The sequence below is a fragment of the Pannonibacter sp. XCT-53 genome, assembly GCF_009915765.1.
GTDB classification, from domain to species: Bacteria; Pseudomonadota; Alphaproteobacteria; order Rhizobiales; family Stappiaceae; genus Pannonibacter; species Pannonibacter tanglangensis.
In genome coordinates this window covers 166,805-193,713 of sequence record NZ_JAABLQ010000003.1, presented here as the reverse complement: position 1 = coordinate 193,713, position 26,909 = coordinate 166,805, and the positions used below count along the sequence as shown (strand labels likewise).

Annotated in this window: 22 protein-coding genes; 8 read left to right on the top strand and 14 right to left on the bottom strand. The window is 67.4% G+C overall.

Annotated features, from left to right (window positions below; translation table 11 throughout):
• Positions 1-192 precede the first annotated feature (192 nt).
• Positions 193-2,958 carry a DNA mismatch repair protein MutS gene (mutS, locus tag GWI72_RS17890; protein WP_390806922.1) on the bottom strand — a complete coding sequence of 922 codons (2,766 nt, stop codon included), beginning with the start codon at positions 2,956-2,958 and terminating at the stop codon, positions 193-195.
• Between the two features lie 155 nt (positions 2,959-3,113).
• On the opposite strand from mutS, the gene GWI72_RS17885 reads away from it, so the two are divergent.
• The 6 genes from GWI72_RS17885 (at position 3,114) to GWI72_RS17860 (ending at position 11,203) form a co-directional block, all read left to right on the top strand.
• Complete coding sequence (locus tag GWI72_RS17885; protein ID WP_161677606.1) at positions 3,114-5,396, top strand: NADP-dependent malic enzyme; 2,283 nt, start codon at positions 3,114-3,116, stop codon at positions 5,394-5,396.
• Between the two features lie 200 nt (positions 5,397-5,596).
• Positions 5,597-6,256 carry a phosphoribosylanthranilate isomerase gene (locus GWI72_RS17880; protein ID WP_161709539.1) on the top strand — a complete coding sequence of 220 codons (660 nt, stop codon included), beginning with the start codon at positions 5,597-5,599 and terminating at the stop codon, positions 6,254-6,256.
• Between the two features lie 14 nt (positions 6,257-6,270).
• The gene (trpB, locus tag GWI72_RS17875) at positions 6,271-7,506 is read left to right on the top strand and encodes a tryptophan synthase subunit beta (protein WP_161677774.1); all 1,236 of its coding nucleotides are present in this window, start codon (positions 6,271-6,273) and stop codon (positions 7,504-7,506) included.
• Between the two features lie 447 nt (positions 7,507-7,953).
• Entirely contained in the window at positions 7,954-8,781 is an 828-nt protein-coding gene (trpA, locus tag GWI72_RS17870) for a tryptophan synthase subunit alpha (protein WP_161709538.1), read from the top strand.
• Between the two features lie 41 nt (positions 8,782-8,822).
• On the top strand, positions 8,823-9,719 hold the full coding sequence (gene accD / locus GWI72_RS17865; RefSeq protein WP_161677609.1) for an acetyl-CoA carboxylase, carboxyltransferase subunit beta: 897 nt from the start codon (positions 8,823-8,825) through the stop codon (positions 9,717-9,719).
• 167 nt (positions 9,720-9,886) lie between these two features.
• Entirely contained in the window at positions 9,887-11,203 is a 1,317-nt protein-coding gene (locus GWI72_RS17860) for a bifunctional folylpolyglutamate synthase/dihydrofolate synthase (RefSeq protein WP_161709537.1), read from the top strand.
• A 53-nt stretch (positions 11,204-11,256) separates the two neighbouring features.
• Here the strand turns inward: GWI72_RS17860 and GWI72_RS17855 are convergent, their stop codons facing one another.
• Positions 11,257-12,036: a dioxygenase family protein gene (locus tag GWI72_RS17855; RefSeq protein WP_161709536.1), complete on the bottom strand. Its 780-nt coding sequence runs from the start codon at positions 12,034-12,036 to the stop codon at positions 11,257-11,259.
• A 170-nt stretch (positions 12,037-12,206) separates the two neighbouring features.
• Between GWI72_RS17855 and dut the strand changes: the two genes are divergently transcribed.
• Positions 12,207-12,656 carry a dUTP diphosphatase gene (gene dut, locus GWI72_RS17850; protein WP_161677612.1) on the top strand — a complete coding sequence of 150 codons (450 nt, stop codon included), beginning with the start codon at positions 12,207-12,209 and terminating at the stop codon, positions 12,654-12,656.
• 254 nt (positions 12,657-12,910) lie between these two features.
• The gene (cysK, locus tag GWI72_RS17845) at positions 12,911-13,876 is read left to right on the top strand and encodes a cysteine synthase A (protein ID WP_179956229.1); all 966 of its coding nucleotides are present in this window, start codon (positions 12,911-12,913) and stop codon (positions 13,874-13,876) included.
• 90 nt (positions 13,877-13,966) lie between these two features.
• Here the strand turns inward: cysK and GWI72_RS17840 are convergent, their stop codons facing one another.
• From GWI72_RS17840 to GWI72_RS17785, 12 genes are all read right to left on the bottom strand, one after another.
• Positions 13,967-14,788 carry a nucleotidyltransferase domain-containing protein gene (locus GWI72_RS17840; RefSeq protein WP_161709535.1) on the bottom strand — a complete coding sequence of 274 codons (822 nt, stop codon included), beginning with the start codon at positions 14,786-14,788 and terminating at the stop codon, positions 13,967-13,969.
• Positions 14,789-14,816: 28 nt separating this feature from the next.
• Positions 14,817-15,599, bottom strand: coding sequence for a succinate dehydrogenase iron-sulfur subunit (locus GWI72_RS17835; protein ID WP_161677615.1), 783 nt, complete (start codon positions 15,597-15,599; stop codon positions 14,817-14,819).
• Between the two features lie 55 nt (positions 15,600-15,654).
• Positions 15,655-16,500 (bottom strand): FkbM family methyltransferase, encoded by an 846-nt coding sequence (locus tag GWI72_RS17830; protein ID WP_161709534.1) that lies wholly within the window; start codon positions 16,498-16,500, stop codon positions 15,655-15,657.
• Positions 16,501-16,509: 9 nt separating this feature from the next.
• Positions 16,510-18,336, bottom strand: coding sequence for a succinate dehydrogenase flavoprotein subunit (gene sdhA, locus GWI72_RS17825; protein ID WP_161677617.1), 1,827 nt, complete (start codon positions 18,334-18,336; stop codon positions 16,510-16,512).
• Positions 18,337-18,341: 5 nt separating this feature from the next.
• Complete coding sequence (gene sdhD, locus GWI72_RS17820) at positions 18,342-18,725, bottom strand: succinate dehydrogenase, hydrophobic membrane anchor protein (protein ID WP_161677618.1); 384 nt, start codon at positions 18,723-18,725, stop codon at positions 18,342-18,344.
• Positions 18,726-18,735: 10 nt separating this feature from the next.
• A complete protein-coding gene (gene sdhC / locus GWI72_RS17815; protein WP_161677619.1) occupies positions 18,736-19,134 on the bottom strand; it encodes a succinate dehydrogenase, cytochrome b556 subunit in 399 nt (132 codons plus the stop codon).
• A 222-nt stretch (positions 19,135-19,356) separates the two neighbouring features.
• Complete coding sequence (locus tag GWI72_RS17810) at positions 19,357-20,025, bottom strand: sulfate transporter family protein (RefSeq protein ID WP_161709533.1); 669 nt, start codon at positions 20,023-20,025, stop codon at positions 19,357-19,359.
• Positions 20,026-20,097: 72 nt separating this feature from the next.
• Positions 20,098-20,706, bottom strand: a complete 609-nt coding sequence (gene recR, locus GWI72_RS17805; protein ID WP_161709532.1) for a recombination mediator RecR — start codon at positions 20,704-20,706, stop codon at positions 20,098-20,100.
• A gap of 118 nt (positions 20,707-20,824) precedes the next feature.
• On the bottom strand, positions 20,825-21,145 hold the full coding sequence (locus GWI72_RS17800) for a YbaB/EbfC family nucleoid-associated protein (RefSeq protein WP_161677622.1): 321 nt from the start codon (positions 21,143-21,145) through the stop codon (positions 20,825-20,827).
• 57 nt (positions 21,146-21,202) lie between these two features.
• Positions 21,203-22,282, bottom strand: coding sequence for a tryptophan--tRNA ligase (gene trpS, locus GWI72_RS17795; RefSeq protein ID WP_161709531.1), 1,080 nt, complete (start codon positions 22,280-22,282; stop codon positions 21,203-21,205).
• Positions 22,283-22,437: 155 nt separating this feature from the next.
• Positions 22,438-24,009 carry a murein biosynthesis integral membrane protein MurJ gene (gene murJ / locus GWI72_RS17790; RefSeq protein ID WP_161709530.1) on the bottom strand — a complete coding sequence of 524 codons (1,572 nt, stop codon included), beginning with the start codon at positions 24,007-24,009 and terminating at the stop codon, positions 22,438-22,440.
• A 13-nt stretch (positions 24,010-24,022) separates the two neighbouring features.
• Positions 24,023-26,833 (bottom strand): [protein-PII] uridylyltransferase, encoded by a 2,811-nt coding sequence (locus GWI72_RS17785; RefSeq protein WP_161709529.1) that lies wholly within the window; start codon positions 26,831-26,833, stop codon positions 24,023-24,025.
• Positions 26,834-26,909 lie beyond the last annotated feature (76 nt).

Here is a 26,909-nt window from a genome sequence, read left to right as displayed (position 1 = left end):
CAGGCGGGGCAGCCCGGCGGGGGCGGCAGGCTGCAAATCAGGGACTGGACAAAAAGGATAGCCCCATTTGCCGGCTTTGCACGTGCGTTTTTTGAATGGATTTAAATGCGCCCCATGCAGCGTGCACATGGGTATGCAATCAGCCGGAGGGCGTGTCCGTCGGATGCCTGCGCCGGTCTTTCGATGCTGCCGTTACGGCTTCAATGCCTTCAGACGATACAGGGCCTCGAGTGCCTCGCGGGGGCTCATGTCGTCCGGGTTCAGCCCGTCCAGCGCCTCCTGCAGCACATCCGGCACGGGCGCGGCTGGAACAGGGGACTGCGCCGCGCGGGAAGCCGGCCGCCGGGGCGCGGGCGCGAGTGCGGCAAACAGCGGCAGGTCGTCGATCAGCGTCTCGGCCGGCGCACGGCGGTCCTTTTCTTCCAGCTGCGACAGAACCGCCTTCGCCCGTTCGACCACACTCGGCGGCAGGCCGGCCAGCTTGGCCACCTGGATGCCGTAGGACCGGTCGGCCGCACCGGGGACGATCTCGTGCAGGAAGATGACGTCGCCGTTCCACTCCTTGACCGACACGGTGGCATTGGTCAGTCGCGGCAGGCGCTGGGCCAGGGCCGTCAGCTCGTGATAATGCGTGGCGAACAGGGCACGCGCCCGGTTGACCTCGTGCAGATGCTCGATGGCCGCCCAGGCGATCGACAGGCCGTCGAAGGTCGCGGTGCCCCGGCCGATCTCGTCCAGGATCACCAGCGAGCGGTCGCCGGCCTGGTTGAGGATGGCGGCGGTTTCGACCATCTCCACCATGAAGGTCGAGCGGCCGCGGGCGAGATCATCGGCGGCTCCGACCCGGGAGAACAGCCGGTCGACCATGCCGATATGCGCGGAGCGCGCGGGCACATAGGCGCCCGTCTGCGCCAGCACGGCAATCAGCGCGTTCTGGCGCAGGAAGGTCGACTTGCCGGCCATGTTCGGACCGGTGATCAGCCAGATGCGGCCATGCGCCATGCTCTCGTCAGCCGGGCCGAGGTTGCTGTCATTCGCGACAAAACTGTCGCCGCCCGAGCGCCGCAGCGCCTGTTCGACCACCGGATGGCGGCCCCCCTCGATGCTGAAGGCGAGGCTCGTGTCCACCTGAGGCCGGCAGTAGCCGTCCTCCTGCGCCAGCTTGGCGAGCGCGGCCGAGACATCCAGCACGGAAAGCGCCCGCGCGGCCGCCTTGATCGCCTCGCCGGCTGCGACGACAGCGGCGGCGAGACGGTCGAAGATCTCCAGCTCGATGGCCAGCGCCCGCTCGCCGGCACTGGCAATCCGCGATTCCAGGTCCGCCAGCTCCGTTGTCGTGAAGCGCATCGCGCCGGCCATCGTCTGGCGGTGGATGAAGCGCGCCGGATCGGCCGTCATCCGCTCCGACTGGCCGCTCGGCGCCTCGATGAACCAGCCGAGCACGTTGTTGTGCTTGATCTTCAGCGAGCGCAGGCCCAGCTCGTCGGCATACTCGGCCTGCAGCCGTGCGATCACCTTGCGCGACGCATCGCGAAGGTCGCGCAGCTCGTCGAGATCCGCGTTGTAGCCTGAGGCGACAAAGCCGCCGTCCCGCTTCAGCAGGGGCGGCTCGTCCGACAGCGCCCGCGTCAGCTCGTCACCGAGGGCGTGGGGGGCGACGGCCAGATCCCGCCGGGCGGCCGTCAGTTCCGCCGGCGTCTCGCCGCCGCGGTCGAGCAGCGCAAGGATGGCGCGCGTCGCCTCCAGTCCCTGGGCAATGCTGGCGAGGTCTCGCGGTCCGCCGCGCTGCAGGGCAATGCGCGACAGCGCGCGGGCAAGGTCCGGCGCGGCTGCCAGTTCGCGCCGCAAGCCCTCGCGCAGGATTTCCTCCTCGAGGAAGTAGGCAACGGAGTCCAGCCGGGCGTTGATCGCCTCCGGATCCGTCAGCGGTCCGGCCAGCCGGCTGGCCAGAAGGCGCCCGCCCGCGCCGGTCACGGTCCGGTCGATGGCCGACAGCAGGCTGCCCTGGCGCTCGCCGCCGAGGGTCCGCATCAGCTCGAGATTGGCCCGGGTTGCCGGGTCGATGAGCATCCGGCCCCGCGCGGCCTCGCGCACCGGCGGGTCCAGCGGCGGGCGTTCGCCCAGCTGCGTCTTCTCGACATAGGCAAGCACGCCGGCCGCCGCCGACAGTTCCGCCCGCGAGAAGGTGCCGAAGCCGTCGAGGGTGCGCACGCCGAAATAGCCCGCCAACCGGTCGGCCGCCGTGGCGCTGTCGAAGAAGGCGCGCGGAACGGGCGACAGGGCCGCGCCCTGCCCTTCGACGATCTGGCGCAGGTCCGCTTCCTGCAACAGGGCATCCGGAACGAGGATCTCGCGCGGGTCGATCCGGGCCAGGTCCGCGGCCAGGCGAGGCAGGTCGCTCTCGCCGACCTGGAAGCTTCCGGTCGACATGTCGATCCATGCGAGCCCATAGACCGCGTCGTCGGGACCGGAGCCCGTGCGCAGGCGGTTGAGCGCCAGCAGGAAGTTGTTCGCCGCAGCCTCGAGAAGCCGTTCCTCCGTCAGCGTGCCGGGGGTCACCAGACGGATGACATCGCGCCGGACGACGGACTTGGAGCCGCGCTTCTTGGCCTCGGCCGGGTCTTCCATCTGCTCGCAGACCGCCACCCGGTGTCCGTAGGCTATCAGTTTCTGCAGATAGTCATCAGCGGCATGCACGGGCACGCCGCACATCGGAATGTCCTCGCCGAGGTGCTTGCCGCGCTTGGTCAGCGTGATGCCGAGCGTGCGCGAGGCAACTTCGGCATCCTCGAAGAACAGCTCGTAGAAATCCCCCATCCGGTAGAACAGCAGGCTGTCCGGATTGGCGGTCTTGATCTCGATGTATTGCGCCATCATCGGCGTCACGCGCAGGTCCGCCCCTGCGGCGTCGGGCCCGGAAGTCTCGGCGCGGGTGTCCTGGCTGGGTTCAAGCGACATGGCCGGACCGTAGCAAAGCGGCTGCGTCCTTTCATGGCGCCTACTGCCTTGTGCTGCCTTGAGCCCGCAATTTTCAGGGGATAAGGTTTGCGTCCCCCGCGTCGCTCTGCCCGGCCGACGCGATCGCGTCAGCCCTGCCAGAGGATCGCCCGACCATGTCCGACAACAAGAAGACACCCAAGACCGGCATCAGTTTCACCGAGCAGGAAGCGCTTCTGTTCCATCAGGAAGGCAAGCCCGGCAAGCTCGAGATCACGCCGACCAAGCCGATGGCCACCCAGCGCGACCTGTCGCTGGCCTATTCCCCCGGCGTCGCGGTTCCCGTCCGCGCCATTGCCGAGGATCCGAGCCGTGCCTTCGACTACACCACCCGCGGCAACCTGGTCGCGGTGATCTCCAACGGCACCGCCATCCTTGGTCTCGGCAACCTTGGCGCGCTCGCCTCCAAGCCGGTGATGGAAGGCAAGTCGGTGCTGTTCAAGCGCTTCGCCGATGTCGATTCCATCGACCTGGAAGTCGACACCGAGGAGGTCGACGCCTTCATCAATTCGGTCCGGTATCTCGGCCCCTCCTTCGGCGGCATCAACCTGGAGGACATCAAGGCGCCCGACTGCTTCATCATCGAGCAGCGCCTGCGCGAGCTGATGGATATCCCGGTCTTCCACGACGACCAGCACGGCACGGCCATCATCGCCGCCGCCGGCATGATCAACGCGCTGCATCTGACCGGTCGCGACATGAAGACCGTCAAGGTGGTCTGCAACGGCGCCGGCGCTGCCGGCATCGCCTGCATCGAGCTCGTCAAGGCGATGGGCGTGCCGCACGAGAACATCATCCTCTGCGACACCAAGGGCGTCATCTACCAGGGCCGCACCGAAGGCATGAACCAGTGGAAGTCGGCCCATGCGGTGCGCACCGATGCCCGCACCCTCTACGAGGCGATGAAGGGGGCCGACGTGTTCCTCGGCGTCTCCGTCAAGGGCGCGCTGACCGAGGACATGGTCCGCGCCATGGCACCGAACCCGATCATCTTCGCCATGGCCAACCCGGATCCGGAGATCACCCCGGAGGAGGTTGCCGCCATCCGCGATGACGCCATCGTCGCCACCGGCCGCTCGGACTATCCGAACCAGGTGAACAACGTCCTCGGCTTCCCCTACATCTTCCGTGGCGCGCTGGACGTGCGTGCCACCACGATCAACGAGGAGATGAAGGTGGCCTGCGCCCGGGCTCTGGCCGAACTCGCCCGCGAGGAAGTGCCGGACGAGGTGGCAGCCGCCTATCGCGGCAACCGGCCGAAGTTCGGGCCGGAATACATCATTCCGGTGCCCTTCGATCCCCGGCTCATCTCGACCATCCCGCCGGCCGTGGCCCAGGCGGCCATGGACTCGGGCGTGGCGCGCAAGCCGATCATCGACATGGTGCAGTACCGGCACCAGCTGTCGGCCCGGCGCGATCCGGTGGCCGGCACGCTGCAGCGCATCTTCACCCGCGTCCGCCAGATGCCGAAGCGCGTCGTCTTTGCCGAGGGCGAAGAGGAGCCGATGATCCGCGCGGCCGTCAGCTTCGTGAACCAGAGCCTCGGCGAGGCCATCCTGATCGGCCGTGAGGACGAGATCCGGGCGGCGGCCCAGGGCGCGGGCATCGACATCGACCGGCCCGGCATCCGCCTGCAGAACGCGCGCAATTCCACCCGCAACGCCGATTACGCGCAGTATCTCTACGGCCGCCTGCAGCGGAAGGGTTACCTGCTGCGCGACTGCCAGCGCATGGTCAACAACGACCGCAACTACTGGGGGGCCATCATGGTGGCGCGCGGCGATGCCGACGCCATGGTGACCGGCATCACCCGCAACTACTCGGTCGCCCTCGACACCGTGCGCCAGTGCATCGACACCAAGCCCGGCCACCGCGTCATCGGCGTGTCGCTGGTTCTGGCCCGCGGCCGCACGGTGCTCGTGGCCGACACCACCGTGCACGACATGCCGAATTCCGAGGAGCTGGCGGACATCGCCGAGGAAGCGGCCCATGTGGCCCGTCGCCTCGGCTACGAGCCGCGCGTGGCTATGCTGGCCTATTCCACCTTCGGTCACCCGAAGGGCGAGCGTGCCGAGCGGGTGCAGGAAGCCGTGCGCATCCTCGACCGTCGCCGCGTGGACTTCGAGTATGACGGGGAAATGGCCGCCGACGTGGCGCTGAACATGGACAAGATGGCGCCCTATCCGTTCTGCCGCCTGACCGGCCCGGCCAACGTGCTGATCATGCCCGCGTTCCACTCTGCGTCCATCTCGACCAAGATGCTGCAGGAACTGGGCGGCTCGACGGTGATCGGCCCGCTGCTCGTCGGCTTCGACAAGCCCGTGCAGATCGTGCCGATGGGCGCCAAGGACAGCGACATCGTCAACATGGCGGCTGTCGCGGCCTACAACGTCACCTGACGGGCCGCGACCCGCTGCCGCACCCTGGGCCGCACCCGGTCAGGCGCGATCCTGCGCCGGGATGCGGCAGCAGCGTTGCGACAGCAGGGTTGCGACACTGGCCCGACCCCGGCTAGATCTTGCCTCCGCCCGCGGGACTGCCGCAGTCCCTGCGGCGTCACCCGTCGCGCCCGTCAGGGCGCCCAGCACGAAAGCGCCCCATGTCCCGCATCCTCATCAAGATCTGCGGCCTGTCGACGCCCGAGACCATGGAAGCGGCGGTTGATGCCGGGGCGGACATGGTTGGCCTGGTGTTCTTTCCCAAGAGCCCGCGCCATGTGTCCCTGAGCGACGCCTGCCGGCTTGCCGACATCGCGCGCGGGCGCAGCCAGATCGTGGCGCTGTCGGTCGACATGGACCTGCCCAGCCTGCAGCGCATCAACGAGCTGGTGCGGCCGGACCTGTTCCAGTTCCACGGCCAGGAAACGCCGGAAGCCTGCGCCGCCGCGCGCGTGATGTTGCGCACGCGCATCATCAAGGCGATCGGCGTGCGCGAGGCGGCTGACCTCGACGCCGCCCTGCCCTATGTCACCGTGTCCGAGCACATCCTCTTCGACGCCAAGCCGCCGAAGGACTCCGATGTCCCCGGCGGCCATGGCGTCGCCTATGACTGGAGCCTCCTCAAGGCGCTTGACCTTCCGCGCCCCTTCATGCTTTCCGGAGGGCTGGATCCGGCGAATGTGGCCACGGCCATCGCAACGAGCGGGGCCAGGGCCGTGGATGTGTCCTCGGGCGTGGAGCGCGCGAAGGGCGTCAAGGACAGCGAACTGATCCGCGCCTTTGTGGCAGCCGTTCGATCGGCGGAAGATGTGAAGGAGTGACGACAGTGACCACCATGGCGAACACCCTGCGCTCGGGACCGGACGAGCGGGGCCATTTCGGGATCTTCGGCGGCCGCTATGTCGCCGAGACGCTGATGCCGCTGATCCTCGATCTGGAACAGGCCTACAATGACGCCAAGGCGGATCCGTCCTTCCGGGCGCAGCTGGATGACCTCAACACCCATTACACCGGCCGGCCGTCGCCGCTCTACTACGCCGAGCGCCTGACCCAGCATCTTCGTGAAGTTTCTGAGGCCTCCGGCCTCGGGGGTGGCGCCAAGATCTACTTCAAGCGCGACGAGCTGAACCACACCGGCAGCCACAAGATCAACAACTGCCTCGGCCAGATCCTGCTGGCCATGCGCATGGGCAAGACCCGCATCATCGCGGAAACCGGCGCCGGCCAGCACGGCGTGGCCACGGCCACCGTCTGCGCCCGCTTCGGCCTGCCCTGCGTCGTCTACATGGGCGCCACCGACGTGGAGCGCCAAAAGCCGAACGTGTTCCGCATGAAGCTGCTGGGTGCCGAGATCGTTCCGGTCACCGCCGGAGCCGGCACGCTGAAGGACGCCATGAACGAGGCGCTGCGCGACTGGGTCACCAATGTCGACAGCACCTACTACCTGATCGGCACCGCCGCCGGTCCGCACCCCTATCCGGAGCTGGTGCGCGATTTCCAGTCGGTCATCGGCAAGGAAACGCGCGAGCAGATGCTGGCAGCAGAAGGCCGTCTTCCGGATGCCATCGTCGCGGCCGTCGGCGGCGGCTCCAACGCCATCGGCCTGTTCCATCCGTTCCTCGATGACGCCGGCGTGGAAATCTGGGGCGTCGAGGCGGGCGGTCGCGGGCTGCAGGGCAACGAGCACTGCGCCTCGCTCAACGCCGGCAAGCCGGGCGTGCTGCATGGCAACCGCACCTATCTGCTGCAGGATGACGACGGCCAGATCCTCGAGGGACACTCGATCTCGGCCGGTCTCGACTATCCCGGCATCGGACCGGAGCACTCCTGGCTGAAGGAGATCGGCCGGGCGAAGTATGTCCCGATCACCGATGACGAGGCGATGGAAGCCTTCAAGCTCCTGACCCGCGTCGAGGGCATCATTCCGGCGCTGGAGCCGGCCCATGCGCTGGCCCAGGTGATGAAGATCGCGCCGAAGATGCGCAAGGACCAGATCGTGGTCATGAACCTCTGCGGCCGTGGCGACAAGGACGTCTTCACCGTCGGCAAGATGCTGGGCTTCGATCTCTGACGCCGCATCGCGTTGCGAGGGCGGCCTGACTTGCCTTTTGTCTGACCTTTCGACTGGCCCTTCAACTTGCCCGTCGATTGGCCTTCCGATCCAGGACCCCCGCAGCGGCGCACCCCGCTGCGGGGTTTTTCATGGGCCGGCAAGGCGAGGCAGGATGCGGCCGACCTCATGTCACGTCCAGGCGTGCACTGAGTGCGCCTATTCCCCTGCCGGTGCGGGTTCTGGTCCGCGCCGGCCGCCTGACCGCAGGGCCAGAGCGCCGGGCCGGTGCTGTGCCGGCTTCGCCATTTCTTCAGCACCAGGGCGGACTCGCGTTGACAGAGGGCCTGCCCGCCCCCTACATCCAACCCCCGGACCCTGCGCGAGACCCGGTGCCGTTCCGGCCGCGCACACGCTCAGAACGGGCCTGCCCCACACCGGGTGACCCGCCACAGGATGGAAAGCCGTATGACCGAGACGCGCATCGACCGCCGCTTCAAGGCCTGCGCCGAGAAGGGCCGCCCGGCCCTGGTGACCTTCATCACCGCCGGTGACCCCGATCTCGCCACCTCCCAGGCCATTCTGGAAGCCCTGCCGGCTGCCGGTGCGGACGTGATCGAACTGGGCATGCCCTTCTCCGATCCCATGGCGGAAGGCGTTCCGATCCAGCGCGCCACCCAGCGCGCCCTGGCCGGCGGCCAGACCATGAACAGGACCCTCGACATGGTCCGCAAGTTCCGCCAGTCGGACCAGGACACGCCGATCATCCTGATGGGCTATTACAACCCGATCTATGTCCGTGGCCCGGAAGCCTTCGTGGCGGAAGCGAGGGACGCCGGCGTCGACGGTCTCATCATCGTCGACATTCCGCCGGAAGCCGATGACGAGCTCTGCATTCCGGCGATGAAGGGCGGGCTGAACTTCATCCGCCTGGCCACGCCGACCACCGATGACCGCCGCCTGCCGGCGGTTTTGAAGAACACCTCCGGTTTCGTGTATTATGTCTCGATCACCGGCATCACCGGCACCGCCTCGGCGGATCCGGAGCGCGTCGCGGCGGCCGTCGGCCGCATCAAGGCGCACACCGACCTGCCGGTCGCCGTCGGCTTCGGCGTGAAGACGGCGGATCAGGCTGCCGAGATCGGCCGCAACGCCGATGGCGTCGTGGTCGGCTCGGTGCTGGTCGAGGCCATCCGCGAAAGCCTGGATGCCAGCGGCAAGGCGACGGACCGCACCGTTGCAGCCGTCACCGACCTCGTGTCGTCGCTTGCCGGCGGCGTGGCTCGCGCCCGCTGAGGCAGGACCCAAAGACCGATCAACAACGGACGGATTTTGCCGTGAACTGGATCAACACTGTCGTTCGGCCGAAACTGCGCAGCTTCCTGTCGCGCCGCGAGATGCCGGAAAACCTCTGGATCAAGTGCCCGGAAACGGGCGAGATGGTGTTCCACCGCGATCTGGAGGCCAATCTCTGGGTGGTGCCGAACTCCGGCTTCCACATGCGCATGCCGGCGCGCAAGCGGCTCGAGAGCTTCTTCGACGGTGGCAGCTACGAGCGCATCGCGACGCCGGGCGTCACCATCGATCCGCTGAAGTTCCGCGACACCAAGAAGTATGTCGATCGCCTCAAGGAGTACCGCACCCGGTCCGGCGAGGACGACTGCGTCTATGTCGGCCGCGGCAAGGTCGAGGGCATGGACTTCACTGCCGCCGTGCAGGACTTCGACTTCATGGGCGGCTCGCTCGGCATGGCCGCCGGTGAGGCGATCCTGACCGGCATGCAGGCCGCCGTGCAGGCCAGGACGCCGTTCGTGCTGTTCGTCGCCTCCGGCGGCGCGCGCATGCAGGAAGGCATCCTGTCGCTGATGCAGATGCCGCGCACCACGGTCGGGGTCCAGATGCTGCGCGAGGCGCGCCTGCCCTACATCGTCGTGCTCACCAACCCGACCACCGGCGGCGTGTCGGCCTCCTACGCCATGCTGGGCGACGTGCACATTGCCGAGCCGGGCGCCGTCATCGGCTTCGCCGGCCGCCGCGTGATCGAGCAGACGATCCGCGAGAAGCTGCCGGAGGACTTCCAGAGCGCCGAATACCTGCTCGACCACGGCATGGTCGACATGGTCGTCAAGCGGCACGACATGAAGGCCACCATTGCCCGCCTCGCCGGCATCCTGATGAAGCGGCAGATCGAGTTGCCGGAGCTGGACGCGCCGCTGCCCACCGTCGCGGCCTGAGACTGCCGGACGGCCAGACATTCCGAGCGGCCCGTCGTGAATGGAACACGGCGGGCCGTTCCCGTTCCTGCGGCGTGCCAGCCCCTGTGCGCCTCTCTATGTGACACCTATATCAGGCCCGATCCGGACCGACCGGCCGGGCCGGACACAGAAGCCTCAAGGGCGCCATGGACCAGATTACCGCCATCCTCGACCGTCTTCTCGCGCTGCACCCGCTGCAGATCGACCTGTCCCTTGACCGCATGCACCGGCTGCTTGCCGCGCTGGGCAATCCGGAGCGTCGCCTGCCGCCGGTGATCCACGTGGCCGGCACCAACGGCAAGGGCTCTGTCACGGCGACCCTGCGGGCGATCCTGGAGGCGGATGGCAAGCGCTGTCATGTCTACACCTCGCCGCATCTCGTGCGGTTCAACGAGCGGATCCGGCTGGGCAGCACCGGTGCCTTCGTGGAGGATCCGCAGCTGATGGCTGCGCTCGATCGCTGCGAGCGGGCGAATGACGGCCACCCGATCACGTTCTTCGAGATCACCACGGCAGCGGCCCTGCTGCTGTTTTCGGAGGAGCCGGCCGACGTGCTCCTGCTGGAAGTGGGGCTGGGCGGCCGGCTGGATGCGACCAATGTCATCGACGCGCCGCTGGTTTCGGTCATCACCTCCATCTCGCATGACCACGAGAAATTCCTCGGCAACACGCTGACGGAGATCGCCGGCGAGAAGGCGGCGATCATCAAGCCCGGCCGTCCCTCCGTCTCCGCCGCGCAGGTGGACGAGGTCACGCGGGTCATCGACCGGGCGGCGGCCCGCGCCCGCTCCGCCCATGGGCGCTTCGGTCAGGAGTTCACCGCCAGCGCCGACAACGGCCGCATGGTGTTCCAGGACGAGGACGGGCTGATCGACCTGCCGCTTCCGGCCCTGCCCGGCGCGCACCAGATCGGCAACGCGGGCCTCGCCATCGCGGCGCTGAAGGCGGCCGGCCTGCTGCCCGGGCCGGAGGTGATTGCCCGCGGGCTCCGCTCCGTGCGCTGGCCGGGCCGGCTCGAGCTGCTGCGCCACGGCGCGCTGTTCGAGAAATGCCCCGCCGGGGCCGAGGTCTGGGTTGACGGCGGACACAATCCGGGCGCTGCGCTCACCATCGCCGCCTATATGGGCGAACTGGAGGAGAAAAGCCCCCGGCCGCTGTACATGGTCTCGGCCATGCTGACGACCAAGGATCCGATCGGCTTCTTCCGTGCCTTCCAGGGCCTGGTCCGTCATGTGGCGACCGTGCCGATCAACTCCACCAATTCCGCCCGCGATCCGTTCGAGCTGGCCGACTTTGCCCGGACAGCCGGGCTGGAAGCCACGCCGTTCGACAGTCTTGACCAGGCCCTGGCCGACATCCGGGCCTGTGCGGCGCGGGACGGGGAGCCGCCGCGCATCCTGATCTGCGGTTCGCTCTATCTGGTGGGCGACGTTCTGTCGGCAAACGGCACCCTGCCGCGCTGACGGCGGGCCGAAGCCCCGCAGGCTTTGGCTCCGTCGGATCAGGGCGGGCCGGATCAGGCCGCGAAGCGGTAGTAGGACATCGACAGGGTGCCGTATTCGTAGCTGCGATGCAGCAGCTCGCCTCTGGCCCCTGTTCCTCCCGCACCGAGCGCGAAGAAGACCGGCAGCAGATGCTCCTCGGTCGGATGCGCCAGACGGAACTGCGGCGCGGTCTCCAGCCGGCTGATCCGCCCGGGCTCGCCGGGCAGCAGGCCCTGGTCGAGCCAGGCATCGAACGCCTTGGCCCAGTCGGCCGCCGGGGCCGTCTTCGGCTGGATCAGGCGCAGGTTGTGCGTGGTGCTGCCGGTGGCGACCAGCAGGATGCCGTCGTCCCTCAGCGAGCTCAGGGCTGCACCAAGGGCAAGGAGCTCGGCCGGCCCGTAGTCGAGCGGCAGGGACAGCGCCACGACCGGGATGTCGGCCTCGGGAAAGGCCAGTGACAGCGGCACCCAGGCACCATGATCGAGGCCCCAGGAGGCATCGACGCTGGCGGCAATCCCGGCGTCGCCCAGCCGCGCCATCACCGCGTCCACCAGCGTCTCGGGCGCTTCCGCCGGATAGCGGATCTCGAACAGGGCGCGCGGGAAGCCGCCGAAGTCGTGGATCGTGCGCAGATGTCCCGGCGCCGACACCCGCAGCCCCTCGGTTTCCCAGTGCGGCGACAGGATGACGATGGCCTTCGGGCGCGGCAGGCTGCTGCCGAGGGTCCTGAGGAACCGGTGCGCGGCGCTGTCCTCGATCGCCAGCATCGGCGATCCATGGGCAAGGAACAGGGCGGGTTGGGTCGCGGTCATGGCGAGCCTCACAAGCTGACGAACATGCCGGAGAGCCTAATCCTCGTCAGCGCGTGAATAAAGCCGCCTTGGTTCCGACAGTTCGTTCACGAAATGGAAACAGAAGAACGGTCTTGCCTCGGCGCGCCAGACCTGCCAGCAAGGCGCTTCCTGCTAGACCGGAGTTTCCGATGACCGTGACGGTTCAGATCCAGCGCCTGACCCATGCCGCCGACCTTCCCCTGCCCGCGTACCAGAGCGCGGATGCGGCCGGATTCGACCTTCAGGCGGCCGTGGAAAGCGATCTCGTTCTTGCGCCGGGGGCACGCGCCCTCGTGCCGACAGGCCTCTCCATGGCGATCCCGCGGGGTTTTGAAGGCCAGGTGCGACCGCGTTCGGGTCTCGCGGCCAAGAATGGTGTCACCGTGCTCAACACGCCCGGCACCATCGACGCCGACTACAGGGGCGAGGTGAAGGTCATCCTGATCAACCTCGGCCACGATCCCTTCACGATCAGCCGCGGCATGCGCATCGCGCAGATGCTGATTGCCCCCGTGCAGCAGGCGGTGCTGGTGGACGTCGACAGCCTGGAGGCGACCGCGCGCGGGGCGGGCGGGTTCGGCTCGACCGGAACGGCCTGACTGATGCCGGTACCGGTGCCGATACCGGTGCCGATACAGGTGCTGGTGCGATCCCGGGTCCGCGCGGCGACAGGCAAGCCATTCGCCGCGACAGGCCCCGGCTGGATAAACATTTTCCCGGGTTTCCCGGTTTGGAAATGCCGCATCTCGTCTTGCCTCGCCGACGGGCCTAGGCTTGGATCATAGCGCTTGAGCTGCTGGCGGAGACGCCGCCTGCCGGATGTCCGGTGCCACGCAGCCCGCATCAGGAGACTATGATGACCGACAGGAAGCCCGGTCGCGGCCGGATCTATGGCTCGATCACCGAAACCATCGGCGACACGCCGATCGTGCGCCTCGACCGCCTCGCCAAGAAGCATGGTGTAAAGGCCAACCTTCTGGCCAAGCTCGAGTTCTTCAACCCGATCTCCAGCGTCAAGGACCGCATCGGCGTCGCCATGATCGAGGCGATGGAAGCCGATGGCCGGATCCAGCCCGGCAAGACCACGCTGGTCGAGCCGACCTCCGGCAACACCGGCATCGCCCTCGCCTTCGTCGCGGCCGCCAAGGGGTATCGCCTGATCCTCGTCATGCCCGAGACCATGTCGGTCGAGCGGCGCAAGATGTTCAAGATCCTCGGCGCGGAACTCGAGCTGACCGAGGGCCCGAAGGGCATGAAGGGCGCCATTGCCCGGGCGCAGGAACTCGTCGACGAGATCCCCGGTGCCGTCATGCCGCAGCAGTTCGAGAATGCCGCCAATCCGGAGATCCATCGCCGCACCACGGCCGAGGAGATCTGGAACGACACCGACGGCGGCGTCGACGTCTTCGTGTCGGGCATCGGCACGGGCGGCACCATCACGGGTGTCAGCCAGGTGCTCAAGGCGCGCAAGCCGGGCCTGCATGTGGTGGCCGTCGAGCCGGCCGACAGCCCGGTCCTGTCGGGTGGCAACCCCGGCCCGCACAAGATCCAGGGCATCGGCGCCGGTTTCGTCCCGGGCGTGCTGGACACGTCGGTCTTCGACGAGATCGTCAAGGTCAGCAATGACGAGGCCTTTGCCACGGCCCGCGAGGTCGCGCGCATCGAAGGCGTTCCGGTCGGCATCTCGTCCGGTGCGGCGCTGACGGCGGCGATCAAGGTCGGCCAGCGCGACGAGCTCGCCGGCAAGACGATCGTGGTGATCATCCCGTCCTTCGCCGAGCGCTATCTCTCGACGGCCCTGTTCGAGGGGCTGGAGTAAGCGCGGCGGACACGCACCCGGCCGGGGCGCCTCAACGGGGGCCCCGGTCAGCGGCGACGGCGCGTCGGGGGATGCGGTGCGGGACGGGGATCAGTCGGCCCGGGCGGGCCGGACGGCCAGTCCGGACGGCGCGAGGCGTTCCGTCCACTCCCGCCAGAAGCGGTCCGCCAGCACCTGCCGCTCCTGATCGACGGCAACGGCGCGTCGCCAGTGCCCGGCCCGGTCATAGGCCTGAAGTGCGTAGCTCGCCAGCACCGGCGGAATGCGGCCCTCACCCAGTTCCCGGGTCTCGGCCTTGCGGGCGAGCAGCGTGTCGATCTCGTCGGTCACGGCGGCGGGGATATCGATGCCGGCCCGCAGCGCATGAAAGTTCATCGGCGGGTAGACCGCATCCGGATGCGCGTCGAGCCACTGCACGGCGAAGAGCGGACGCAGCAGATAGAACAGCTTCTTGAGCGCGGTCGTCTCCGGGTCCCTGAAGCAGCGGCCGACATGCTCGCGGCACAGGTAGTAATAGTGCCGGCCGATCAGGTTGCGGTCGCCAACCTGACCGGCGAGCGCCAGCATGGCGTCGCGGAACCCGGGGACCTCCCCGTAGGCATGCGGCGAGTTCAGCCACTCCAGGATGACCGCGTTGCCCTTCAGCAGCAGGCGGATGGCTTTTGACAATTCCCAGCCGTTGATGTCGAAGACCTCGGTCAGCGGCTCCTCGAGCACGTCGCGTGCGGGAAACAGGGTGTAGGTCTCGGCAAGCGGCCGGACAAACACGAAGCGGCAGTCATAGTCGCTGTCGGGCGAGGGAAAGCCCCAGGCCCGGCTGCCGCTTTCGATGGCGAAGGCGATGGTCACCCGTTCGCGGCGGGCCAGTTGTTCCAGCCGCGAACGGATCTCGGCGACGACGGCATCCTGCAAGATACCGGTCCTTCCTTCGTGCTGGCGGTCAGACGCGACGCTCGACCAGCATCTTCTTGATCTCTGCGATGGCCTTGGCCGGGTTCAGGCCCTTGGGGCAGGCCTGGGCGCAGTTCATGATCGTGTGGCAGCGGTACAGGCGGAACGGATCCTCGAGGTTGTCGAGGCGCTCGCCCTTGGCTTCGTCGCGGCTGTCGATCAGCCAGCGATAGGCCTGCAGCAGCACGGCGGGGCCGAGGTAACGGTCGCCGTTCCACCAGTAGGACGGGCAGGAGGTCGAGCAGCAGGCGCAGAGGATGCACTCATAGAGGCCATCCAGCTTGGCGCGGTCCTCGTGGCTCTGGCGCCATTCCTTTTCCGGCGCCGGCGACACGGTCTTCAGCCAGGGCTCGATCGAGCGGTGCTGGGCGTAGAAGCGGGTCAGGTCCGGAACCAGGTCCTTGATCACCGGCATGTGCGGCAGCGGGTAGATCGCGATCGCGCCCTTGCCCACCTCGTCCATGCCCTTGGTGCAGGCGAGGGTGTTGGTGCCGTCGATGTTCATCGCGCAGGAGCCGCAGATGCCCTCGCGGCACGAGCGGCGGAAGGTCAGCGTCGGGTCGATCTTGTTCTTGATGTAGATGAGCCCGTCCAGGATCATCGGACCGCAATCGTCGAGATCGACGAAATAGGTGTCCACGCGCGGGTTGCGGCCGTCATCCGGGCTCCAGCGGTAGATCCGGTATTCGCGCAGGTTGGTGGCGCCCTTCGGCTTGTCCCAGACCTTGCCCTCGGTCACCTTGGAGTTCTTGGGAAGCGTCAGCTGAACCATTCTCGTCGCTCCGCGTTACGGCACCGGATGGATGTCCGGGCCAAAGGGTTCCCCGTCAGTCCTTCAGGCTGAACAGGATGTTGTCTCTGGTTTCGCCGGCCTGTTCATAGCCGAGGTGCGTGAGCAGGCTCAGGCAGTCCTCGGTCCAATGCGGCCGGCAGTTTGTTTCAATCAGGATGGCACGGGGCCAGAGGCTCCGGCTTGTGGTCGTGAGATAGGGCACGAGGACCCGGTCCTCGAACCCCTCCACGTCGATCTTCAGAACGTCGATGCCGGTCAGGCCCGCTTCCGTCACCACATCGGCCAGGGGGCGCACCGGAACGCGGAAGGCGCTCCAGTTGCCGGCCCATTCGCCGCGGGTCAGGTCCTCGACAAGCGTGGCAAAGCCGGCGTTCGACGGCTCGCGCCACAGGGACAGCTCGCCCGCCTCGGCCCCGACCGCCGTGCGCACCAGCCGGACGCCCGCAGCGTCGTTGGCTGCGAGGTTGAAGGCCAGCTTGTCGGCGGTGTCCGGGCTGGCCTCCACCGCCAGCACCTCCGCGCCGCAGGCGGCGGCGAACAGGCTGTAGGTGCCGATGTTGGCGCCGACGTCGACGAAGACGCAGCCAGGGCGCAGCAGCGGTGCGATCAGGCGGTGTTCCGCCTGTTCCGGCAGCCGGCCCTTGGCCATCATCTTGCGGTCGTCGTAGTTGGCGCCCGGATAGAGACGGAACCGCAGGCCTTCCACCACCGCGTCATAGGGCCCCGCAAAGACCCGGGCGACACGTGCACGGATCATCTTGCGCAGGGTTGCGGACAGGTCATGCCGATCCGCGAGCGCCCAGGCAAACTTCACCAGTCCCTCGGCACGGTAGGTGCCGAAGGGCGAGGTGATGTCGGGCCGGGCGAGCGCGGATGCCATGGCCGATCCTCAGTAGACGCGCGCCTTCGGGGCGATCTTCTTCGGGTCGATGCCGCCCTGCTCATAGGGCGTCAGCGGCTCGGTGATCACCGGACGGTAGTCAAGCGTCACCTTGCCGGCCTCGTCGACCCAGGCCAGCGTGTGCTTGCGCCAGTTCTCGTCGTCGCGGCCGCCCAGCGGACCATCCTTGTAGTCCTCGCGGGCGTGGGCACCACGGCTTTCCTTGCGGGCCTCGGCGCCGTAGACCGTGGTGATGGCATTGGCCATCAGGTTCTGCAGCTCGAGGGTCTCGACAAGGTCCGAGTTCCAGATCATCGACCGGTCGCTGACCTTGATGTCGGCCATTTCGCCCCAGATCGCCGACAGGCGCTTGCAGCCCTGCTCGAGGCTTTCCTGGGTGCGGAACACGGCGGCGTCTTCCTGCATGGCGCGCTGCATCTTCTCGCGCAGCACGGCCGTCGGCGTCGCGCCGCTGGCATGCCGCGTCTTGTCGAAGCGGGCCATGATCTCCTCGCAGGAGCGCGCGTTCGGCGTCGGAACCGGGCTCTTGGGATCCACCACCTCGCGGGCACGGATCGCGGCGGCGCGACCGAAGACCACGAGGTCGATGAGCGAGTTGGAGCCAAGGCGGTTGGCACCGTGCACCGAGGCGCAGCCGGCCTCGCCCACGGCCATCAGGCCGGGCTGGATGCGGTTCGGATCGCCGGCGGTCGGGTTGAGGACCTCACCCCAGTAGTTGGTCGGAATGCCACCCATGTTGTAGTGCACGGTCGGCAGGACCGGGATCGGCTCCTTGGTCACGTCGACACCGGCGAAGATCTTCGCCGATTCCGAGATGCCCGGCAGGCGCTCGGCCAGAAGGGCCGGGTCGAGGTGGTCGAGGTGCAGGAAGATGTGATCCTTGTTCTTGCCGACGCCGCGGCCTTCCCGGATCTCGATCGTCATGCAGCGCGACACGACATCGCGCGAGGCCAGGTCCTTGGCCGACGGCGCGTAGCGCTCCATGAAGCGCTCGCCCTCGGAGTTGACCAGATAGCCGCCTTCGCCGCGGGCGCCCTCGGTGATGAGGCAGCCCGAGCCGTAGATGCCGGTCGGATGGAACTGCACGAATTCCATGTCCTGCAGCGGCAGGCCGGCACGCGCGACCATGCCGCCACCGTCGCCGGTGCAGGTGTGGGCGGAAGTGGCCGAGAAATAGGCGCGACCGTAGCCACCCGTCGCCAGCACCACCATCTTGGCGGCAAAGCGGTGGATGGTGCCGTCATCGAGGTTCCAGGCGATCACGCCCTGGCACACGCCGTCATCCGACATGATCAGGTCGAGCGCGAAATACTCGATGTAGAATTCGGCGTTGTTCTTCAGCGACTGGCCATAGAGCGTGTGCAGGATGGCGTGGCCGGTGCGGTCAGCCGCCGCGCAGGTGCGCTGCACCGGGGGGCCATCGCCGTAGTTCTGCATGTGGCCGCCGAAGGGACGCTGGTAGATGCGGCCGTCCTCGGTGCGCGAGAAGGGAACGCCATAATGTTCCAGCTCGTACACGGCCTTCGGGGCCTCGCGGGCGAGATACTCCATGGCGTCGGCGTCACCGAGCCAGTCGGAGCCCTTCACCGTGTCGTACATGTGCCATTCCCAGCAGTCCGGCGTCATGTTCTTCAGCGAGGCGGCAATGCCGCCCTGGGCCGCGACGGTGTGGGAGCGGGTCGGGAACACCTTGGTGATGCAGGCCGTGCGCAGGCCCTGCTCGGCCATGCCGAGCGTGGCGCGCAGTCCGGCGCCGCCGGCGCCGACCACCACCACGTCGAAGGTGTGATCGACGAATTCATAGGTCTTGGCCATGTGGGTCAGCCTCCAAAGCCGATCTTGACGACCGCGAACACCGATCCGAGGCCGATTGCGGCACAGAAGAAGATGTTGGCCATCAGTGCGAGGAACTTCACGCCTTCACCGTGGACATAGTCCTCGATGATGATCTGCATGCCGAGCTTCATGTGATAGATGCCGGACAGGATGACGAGCAGCAGCAGGATCGAGACCAGCGGGTTCTTCAGTGCCGCGACCACGTCTGCATGGCTGCCGCCCTGCAGCGAGATCACCAGCACGACGAAGAACGAGATCAGGAACACGTTGGCCACCGCGGTCACGCGCTGGCGCCAGAAATGCTCGGTGCCTTCCTTGGCCGAGCCGAGGCCGCGGACCTTGCCGAGCGGGGTGCGCATATCGGTCATTCGTCTCTCCTCAGCGGACCATGTAGCCGATGACCCAGAGCAGGATCGTCAGCGCAACGGAGCCAATGATGGTCGCCCGGGCCAGCCACTCGCGGGCATCGCGTCCAAAGCCCGCGCCCATGTCCCAGATGAAGTGGCGGATGCCGCCAAGCATGTGATGCACCAGGGCCCAGGTGAAGCCGAACAGCACCAGACGGCCGAGGAGCGACCCCATCAGGTCGTTGACGAAATCGAAGTAGGCGGGGCCGCTGGCGGCGGCAATCAGCCACCAGGCAAGAAGCAGCGTCCCGAAGTACAGGGCTGCACCGGTGATGCGGTGCAGGATCGACATCACCATCGTCAGGATCGGCTTGTAGATCTGAAGATGGGGCGACAGAGGGCGGCTGCCCTTCATATCGACATCCGGCATGGACTTTCTCTCCCGTCCGACGCCAGCCTTACGTTTGCGTAAACGTAAGCATCAGCTGGCGTTGTCTAGAGGCGTAATAGCGCCAACGAACCGACGCGTCAAAGTATCCTAAGGGCGAAATCTGAAAAGGTTTTCACCGCCGCCAGCATAGATCCGGCCGGTTACGGCACAAAATCGATTAGATTTGCCATCGATTTAAACCGATGCGGGAGAGTGGAAAAATTACAACCTGTTGCGGGACGAGACGCGCTTCATCACGTGCACCATGAAGATCGTCGCAAAGACCGGGGTCACCAGATTGACGAGCGGCACGGCCAGAAGCCCCGCGATCACCAGTCCGCCGAAGAACACGGTGCCGGAATTGGCCTTGCGCAGCGCACGCGCCTCGGCCGGCGGCATGAACCGCATTGCGGCGAACTCGAAGAACTCGCGGCCCAGCAGGTAGGCATTCACCACCAGGAAGGCGATGAGGTTGACGCCCGGCACCAGCAGCAGCACCAGCGCCAGCAGGTTGCCAAGGATGACGATACCAGTGAACTTGACGGTCGAGGCGAGCGACGCGCCGAGCGGCATTGCCCGGCCTGGCTGTTCGCCCGCATAGTCGGTCCGCTCGACGATCTCCGCCACGTCGTCCTGGAACAGGCCGGCGAACAGGGCCGTGACCGGGGCGACCAGAAATCCGAGCGCGAAGATCGCCCCGATGCCGGTGAGGATCGACAGCACGGCGTCGAGCCAGGGATAGGGCAGGTCGACATAGCCGGCGACCAGCGCCTGCAGGCCGATCCAGATCACCAGCAGCACCGCGAGCGTGAAGGCGAGCGACTTGCCGAGAATGGCCCGGAACGGCGGTTCAAACACCTGGCCAAAGGCGCGCAGAGCATCGGTGAACATCAGTCCGGAAGCCTTCTCGTCCAAAACGCTGCGCTTCACATAGGCAGGGCCCGGCCACCGCGCAATGGCGGCTCAGAACCGGGTGCGGGCCTTGAGGGCCTGCGCCAGCGTGCCTTCATCCAGGTGGTCCAGTTCGCCGCCAACGGGAACACCATGCGCGAGCCGCGTCACGGTGACGTCGAGCCCGGCCAGCTGGTCGGTGACATAGAGCGCGGTCGTCTGGCCCTCGACCGTCGCATTGACCGCCAGGATGACCTCGCCGATGGCTCCGTTGCGCACCCGCTCGACCAGGCTGGCGATGTTGAGATCCTCCGGCCCGATGCCGTCGAGCGGGGACAGGGTGCCGCCGAGCACGTGATAGCGGGCATTGAGCACGCCGGCGCGCTCCAGTGCCCACAGATCGGCAACATCCTCCACCACCACCAGAAGGGAGGGGTCGCGGCCATCGTCGCAGCAGATCGTGCAGGGGTCACTGGTGTCGACGGTGCCGCAGACCGAGCACACGCCGACCTTCTCCACCGCCACGCCCATGGCGTCGGCGAGCGGGACCAGAAGCTGGTCCTTCTTCTTGATGAGGTGCAGCGCCGCCCGCCGCGCCGACCGCGGCCCGAGGCCCGGCAGACGCGCCAGCAGCTGGATCAGCCGCTCGATCTCGGGACCTGCCACCTTGCGGTTCGCCATCGCGCGTCCTCGTTGCCCGTCCTCGTCCCCCGCCGGGGCAGACCCGCCGGGACCTCCATCCGGTCCCGGTTCCCGCCCCTGCGCTCGCTCATGCTCCCGTTCGCTCCCTGTCGGGACCTCAGAACGGCATCTTCATGCCGGGCGGCAGACCCAGACCGCCCATCAGCTCCTGGGTCTTCTGCTGCATGAGGGCCTCGGCCTTGGCGCGGGCCTCGTTGTGGGCGGCGATGATCAGGTCCTCGAGGATCTCGACCTCGTCTTCCTTCAGCAGCGACGGGTCGATCTTGATCGACCGGATCTCACCCTTGCCGGCGATGGTGATCTTCACCATGCCGCCGCCGGAACTTCCCTCGGTCTCGATGTTGGCCACGGCTTCCTGCAGGGAGCCCATCTTCTCCTGCAGCTGCTTCGCCTGCTTCATCATCTTCATGAAGTCCATGGTACGTCTCCTTGTCCGGTTCGCGACAGCGACCGGACCCATATGGGGTCGGCGGGCTTAGCGTACATCCAGGAAGCCGATGATCCTGCGCATGTCGCGCAGCACCGGCTCGGCGATGGCCGATGCCTGCTCTGCGCCGTTGCGCAGGATCCGGTCGATTTCCGCCGGATCAGCCATCAGGCGACGCATCTCGCCGTTCATCGGCGCGATCCTCTCCACCGCCAGCTCGGCCAGCGCCGGCTTGAACACGGAGAAGGGCTGACCGCCGAAGTCGGCGATCACCGCCTCCTTGGCCTTGCCGGCAAGGGCCGCATAGATGCCGACCAGGTTGTCGGCCTCCGGCCGGCCCTTGAGCCCGTCCAGCTCGGACGGCAGCGGCTCCGGATCGGTCTTGGCCTTCTTGATCTTCTTGGCGATCGTGTCGGCATCGTCGGACAGGTTGATGCGCGACAGGTCGGACGGGTCCGACTTCGACATCTTCTTCGTGCCGTCGCGCAGGCTCATCACGCGCGTCGCCGGACCGGCGATCATCGGCTCCGGCAGCGGCAGGTAGATCTCGTCCGGGCTCTCCGGCGAGGGCGAGGGATTGGCGACGCCGAGGCCCAGCTCCTTGATTCGCGGCGCGAAATCGTTGTTGAACTTCTGCGCGATGTCGCGCGTCAGCTCGAGGTGCTGCTTCTGGTCATCGCCCACCGGCACATGGGTGGCCCGGTAGGCGAGGATGTCGGCGGCCATCAGGTTCGGATAGGCGAACAGGCCCACCGAGGCGTTCTCGCTGTTCTTGCCCGCCTTGTCCTTGAACTGCGTCATGCGGTTCAGCCAGCCCATGCGCGCCACGCAGTTGAAGATCCAGGCCAGCTCGGCATGTTCCTTCACCTGGCTCTGGTTGAAGATCACCGAGCGCTTCGGATCGATCCCGGCCGCGATATAGGCCGCCGTCACCTCCCGCGTCGCGTTGGTCAGCTCGCCGGCATCCGGAAAGCCGGCGGTGATCGCGTGCAGGTCGACCACGCAGAAGATCGACGGCATCTGGTCCTGCATCGGCACCCAGCGCGACACGGCGCCGAGGTAGTTGCCGAGGTGAAGGTTGCCGGTGGGTTGGACACCGGAGAAGCAGCGGGGCTGGAACGCCGTCATGTGAAGTCCCTGAAACGGTCGGCCGGTTGGAAGGGCCTGAAGGTGGGAAAGGCAGGATGCCGCAGGACTTATGGCGCGGCCCTCGGCGCAAGGCAAGCGTTCGCCGCAGCCGGCCGGCCGGGTCGCCCGACCCCGCCGGCGACCGCAACCGGGCCTCAGCCCGCGCGACGGCGGCGCTGCCGGATCTGGCGCACCAGACCGAGAAGATCGGCTGCACCGGTCACCTGGGCGAGCAGCGCGAACAGGCCGACGCCGCCCGCCACCAGCACGCCCAGCGCCCCCACGCGGACGGCGAGCGAGGGGCCGGCCAGCACCCCGGACAGCAGCCCGGCGGCCAGATGGACCCCGACCCCCATCACCAGGCTGGCCAGCGCCAGCAGCCCGATCTTGCGCAGGACCCCCAGATCCGGCTCGAAATGCCCGCGCCGCCACAGCACGAGGCCGAGGGCCAGCGCATTCACCCAGCCGGCCACGGTGGTCGCCAGCGCGATGCCCACATGGGCAAGCGTCGGGAACAGCACGAGCGACAGGACCACGTTCACCGCGGCGCTGAGCCCGGCAAACCACATCGGCGTCTTCGTGTCTTCCCGGGCGAAGTAGCCGGGCGAGAACACCTTGTTGAGCACATAGGCCGGCAGGCCGAAGGAAAACGCCGCCAGCGCGGCCGCCGTGCCGCTTACGGCAGCAGCATCGAAGGCCCCGCGCCCGAACAGCACCGAGACGATCTCGTCCGGGATCACGACCAGGGCAACGGAGGCCGGCAGGGTCAGGGCGAAGGACAGTTCCATCGCCCCGTTCAGCGTCTTCTGGAACTGCGCATCCTCGCCGGCCCGCAGCTGGCGGGTCAGGCTCGGCAGCAGCACCACGCCGATGGCGATGCCGATGACGCCGAGCGGCAGCTGGTACAGCCGGTCGGCGTAGTAGAGCAGCGCGTTGGCGCTCGCCTGGGCCGAGGCGATCACCTGGCCGACAACGATGTTGATCTGGGTGATGCCGCCGGCGATCAGGCCGGGAATGCCGAGCACCACGAGCCGCCGCACCGCCGGCGTCAGCCGCGGTCGTGGCAGGCTGAGGCGGAAGCCCAGCCGCTTCAGGTCCCACAGCACCACGGCCAGCTGCACCACACCGGCCACCGACACGCCGATGCAGAGGATGAGGCCGATCTGCCGTTCCTCGACCACGCCGGACATAACGATGCCCGCCAGCGCGGCAATCATCACCACATTGAGCATCACCGGGGCGAAGGCTGCCGCCGCGAAGCGGTGATAGGTGTTCAGGATGCCGGCGACCAGCGCCAGCATGGACATGAACAGCAGGTACGGAAAGGTGATCCGCGACATCAGCACCGTCAGGTCGAACTTCGCCGGGTCCTCGAGGAACCCCGGTGCGAGCAGCCAGACCACGGCCGGCATGGCAATCTCGGCCAGGGCCAGCAGGATCACCAGCACGAACAGCATGCCCGAGGCGATCTCGCCGGCCACCTGCCGCGCCCGCGCCTCGCCGTCCTCCTCCAGCGCCCGTCCGAACAGCGGCACGAAGGCCGAGTTGAAGGCCCCTTCCGCAAACAGGCGGCGGAACAGGTTCGGCAGCCGGAAGGCCACGACGAAGGCATCGGCCACCGGGCCGGCGCCCAGCACGGCGGCCATCATGGCGTCGCGCACGAAGCCGAGCACGCGGCTGGCCAGCGTGGCCGCCCCGACGGTTGCGAAATGGCGCAGCAGGCTCATCGGAGACGGATCCTCACGCCGACGCGGGGACAGCCGCCGCCGCAGGCTCCGGCTTGCCCTCCACGGCTTCCGTCAGCCGTTCGCGGATCGTCTCCTGCCGGCTGATGTTGGCGATCTTCTGGCCGGTCAGGTCGGTGACATAGAACACGTCCACCACCCGCTCGCCGAAGGTCGAGATATGGGCGGAGGCAATGTTGAGGTTGAGGCCGGCAATGGCGCGGGTCAGCTCGTAGAGCAGGCCCGGCCGGTCAAGTCCGCTGACCTCGATGACCGTGTAGTTGTCCGACCAGGAATTGTTGACCAGCACCTCGGCCGCCACGCGGAACGCCTTCATGCGGCCCTTCATGGTCGCCTTCTTGGCGATATGTTCCGGCAAGGGTGTCTCGCCGCGCAGGGTCTTCAGGATGAGGTCGGTGATGCGCTCGCCGCGTCGGCGCTCGTCGGCATCATCGGGCAGCTCGCGTCCGACGAAGATCGAATCCAGCGCGAATCCGTCGGTCGTCGTGTCGATCTGCGCATCGACGATGTTGGCACCCGTCACGAAGCAGGCGCCGGCGATCGACGACAGCAGGCGCGGATGGTCCGGCGCCAGGATGGTGATCTCGGTGACGCCCTCGAAGGCGTGGGTGCGCACTTCAGCGGCGAATTTCTCGTTGCGCGCATCCGCCCGGCGGATCAGCTCCGCATGCGAGACCGCCCGGTCGATTTCCGCCCGCATCCAGTAGGCGGGATAATGCCGGCCGACGTAGGACTGGCGTTCGACCGTCGTCCAGTGCGTCAGCTTTTCCAGGAGCCGTTCCTTGGCGTCGGCAACGACTTCCTTGCGGGTGAGCTGGCTGTGGCCCCCGGTCAGGTGGGGTTCGCACTCGTAGTAGAGCGTGCGCAGGAGCTGGCCCTTCCAGCCGTTGAAGACGCCCGGACCAACGGCGCGGATGTCGGCGACGGTCAGGATCAGCAGCAACCGCAGCCGCTCGAGGCTCTGCACGATCTGGGCAAAGTCGGTGATGGTCTTGCGGTCCGACAGGTCGCGCGACTGGGCGTAAGTGCTCATGTCGAGGTGATGCTCGATCAGCCAGGCCACGGTATCCGTCTCCGCCGCGCTGAGGCCGAACCGCGGGCACACCTTCCGGGCAATCTTCGCCCCGGCGATCGAATGGTCTTCCGGCCGGCCCTTGGCGATGTCGTGCAGGAACATGGCGACGTAGAGCACGCGGCGGTTCTGGATCGACTTGATGAGCTGGCTTGCCAGCGGGTTCTCGCCCTCGGCGCCGCCGCGTTCGATCTCGGCCAGCACGCCGATGGAGCGGATGAGATGCTCGTCCACCGTGTAGTGGTGGTACATGTTGAACTGCATCATCGCCACGACCTTGCCGAAGTCCGGCACGAACCGCCCCAGCACGCCGGCCTCGTTCATGGCCCGCAGCGTCGCCTCCGGTTGATTGCGGGACGTCAGGATCGACAGGAACAGCCGGTTGGCTTCCGGATTGTCGCGCAGCGCCGCATTGATCAGCGACAGGGACCGGTGGATCAGCTGCATCAGCTCCGGGTGCAGGATGTAGTTCAGCCGGTCGGCCACCTGGAAAACCCGGATCAGGTTCACGGGGTCCTCGCGGAACACCATGTCGCTGGCGGCGTTGATGCGTCCGTTCTCGACGATGAAGCCGGGGGCTTCGCGGATCGGCTGCGCCGAGGGGCCGCGCGGGCTCTTCAGCCGCAGCATCAGGCCGGTGAAGCCGGTGCTGTGCGGCGACTTCACGTGCTGCGCCTCGAGCGCCGAACACAGGATGCGCGTCAGGTCGCCCACGTCCTTGGCGACCAGGAAGTAGTGCTTCATGAAGCGCTCGACATCCTTCAGGCCCGGATGCTGGGTGTAGCCGAGCCGGATCGCGATCTCGCGCTGCACGTCGAAGGACAGCCGCTCCTCCGGCCGGCCGGTGAGGAAATGCAGGTGGCAGCGCACGGCCCAGAGGAAGTCCTCGCACTTGACGAAGAGCTTGTACTCCGAGCGCGACAGCACGCCCTTCGACACGAGCTCGGACTGGCGTCGGACGCGGTAGTGATACTTGGCGATCCAGAACAGGGTGTTGAGATCGCGCAGGCCGCCCTTGCCCTCCTTGATGTTCGGCTCGACCAGATAGCGCGACATGCCCTGCCGCTTGTGCCGATCGTCCCGCTCGGCGAGCTTGGCCGCAATGAACTCCGAACTGGTGCCGGCGACCACATCCGCATCGAACCGCGTCTGCAGCTCCTGGAACAGGGTTTCCTCGCCCCAGATGAAGCGCGCCTCCAGGATCGCCGTGCGGATGGTCATGTCGGAGCGTGACAGCCGCACGCATTCCTCGATGTTGCGCGTCGCGTGGCCGACCTTCAGGCCGAGGTCCCACAGCATGTAAAGGATGTACTCGACCACCTGCTCGCCCCAGGGGGTCTGCTTGTAGGGCAGCAGGAACAGCAGATCCACGTCCGAGCCCGGGGCCAGCGTGCCGCGGCCATAGCCCCCCACGGCCACGACGGCCATGCGCTCGGCCGAGGACGGGTTGGTGATCCGGTACACATGCGCCAGCGCGAAATCGTAGATGACCCGGATCAGCTCGTCCTGCAGATGGCTGAGCCGGCGGGCACAGGCAAGCCCGCCGCCTTCGCGTCGCAGATGCGCCTGCGCCACCTCGCGCCCTGCCCGCATGGCTGCCTTCAGCTCCGCCAGCACGGCGCTGCGCACCTTCCGGTCCGTGCCCAGCCCGTCATGCGGCGCCGTCAGGGCCGTCAGCCGTTCGCGCAGGGCATCGGCGTCGATCAGGTCGGAAGTGTCGAGGGGATGGCTCATGGTCCGGGTCGGATCCTGTTCGTTCCACCGTGCCGCCTGGCAGCACGGGACAAGGGTCATGTCAGCGCGACAATAG

Excerpts from the sequence above, each read along its gene's own strand:
- mutS (WP_390806922.1), bottom strand. The coding sequence starts at position 2,958 with ATGTCGCTTGAACCCAGCCAGGACACCCGCGCCGAGACTTCCGGGCCC.
- GWI72_RS17885 (WP_161677606.1), top strand. The coding sequence starts at position 3,114 with ATGTCCGACAACAAGAAGACACCCAAGACCGGCATCAGTTTCACCGAG.
- GWI72_RS17880 (WP_161709539.1), top strand. The coding sequence starts at position 5,597 with ATGTCCCGCATCCTCATCAAGATCTGCGGCCTGTCGACGCCCGAGACC.
- trpB (WP_161677774.1), top strand. The coding sequence starts at position 6,271 with ATGGCGAACACCCTGCGCTCGGGACCGGACGAGCGGGGCCATTTCGGG.
- trpA (WP_161709538.1), top strand. The coding sequence starts at position 7,954 with ATGACCGAGACGCGCATCGACCGCCGCTTCAAGGCCTGCGCCGAGAAG.
- GWI72_RS17860 (WP_161709537.1), top strand. The coding sequence starts at position 9,887 with ATGGACCAGATTACCGCCATCCTCGACCGTCTTCTCGCGCTGCACCCG.
- GWI72_RS17855 (WP_161709536.1), bottom strand. The coding sequence starts at position 12,036 with ATGACCGCGACCCAACCCGCCCTGTTCCTTGCCCATGGATCGCCGATG.
- dut (WP_161677612.1), top strand. The coding sequence starts at position 12,207 with ATGACCGTGACGGTTCAGATCCAGCGCCTGACCCATGCCGCCGACCTT.
- cysK (WP_179956229.1), top strand. The coding sequence starts at position 12,911 with ATGATGACCGACAGGAAGCCCGGTCGCGGCCGGATCTATGGCTCGATC.
- GWI72_RS17835 (WP_161677615.1), bottom strand. The coding sequence starts at position 15,599 with ATGGTTCAGCTGACGCTTCCCAAGAACTCCAAGGTGACCGAGGGCAAG.
- GWI72_RS17830 (WP_161709534.1), bottom strand. The coding sequence starts at position 16,500 with ATGGCATCCGCGCTCGCCCGGCCCGACATCACCTCGCCCTTCGGCACC.
- sdhA (WP_161677617.1), bottom strand. The coding sequence starts at position 18,336 with ATGGCCAAGACCTATGAATTCGTCGATCACACCTTCGACGTGGTGGTG.
- sdhD (WP_161677618.1), bottom strand. The coding sequence starts at position 18,725 with ATGACCGATATGCGCACCCCGCTCGGCAAGGTCCGCGGCCTCGGCTCG.
- sdhC (WP_161677619.1), bottom strand. The coding sequence starts at position 19,134 with ATGCCGGATGTCGATATGAAGGGCAGCCGCCCTCTGTCGCCCCATCTT.
- GWI72_RS17810 (WP_161709533.1), bottom strand. The coding sequence starts at position 20,025 with ATGTTCACCGATGCTCTGCGCGCCTTTGGCCAGGTGTTTGAACCGCCG.
- recR (WP_161709532.1), bottom strand. The coding sequence starts at position 20,706 with ATGGCGAACCGCAAGGTGGCAGGTCCCGAGATCGAGCGGCTGATCCAG.
- GWI72_RS17800 (WP_161677622.1), bottom strand. The coding sequence starts at position 21,145 with ATGGACTTCATGAAGATGATGAAGCAGGCGAAGCAGCTGCAGGAGAAG.
- trpS (WP_161709531.1), bottom strand. The coding sequence starts at position 22,282 with ATGACGGCGTTCCAGCCCCGCTGCTTCTCCGGTGTCCAACCCACCGGC.
- murJ (WP_161709530.1), bottom strand. The coding sequence starts at position 24,009 with ATGAGCCTGCTGCGCCATTTCGCAACCGTCGGGGCGGCCACGCTGGCC.
- GWI72_RS17785 (WP_161709529.1), bottom strand. The coding sequence starts at position 26,833 with ATGAGCCATCCCCTCGACACTTCCGACCTGATCGACGCCGATGCCCTG.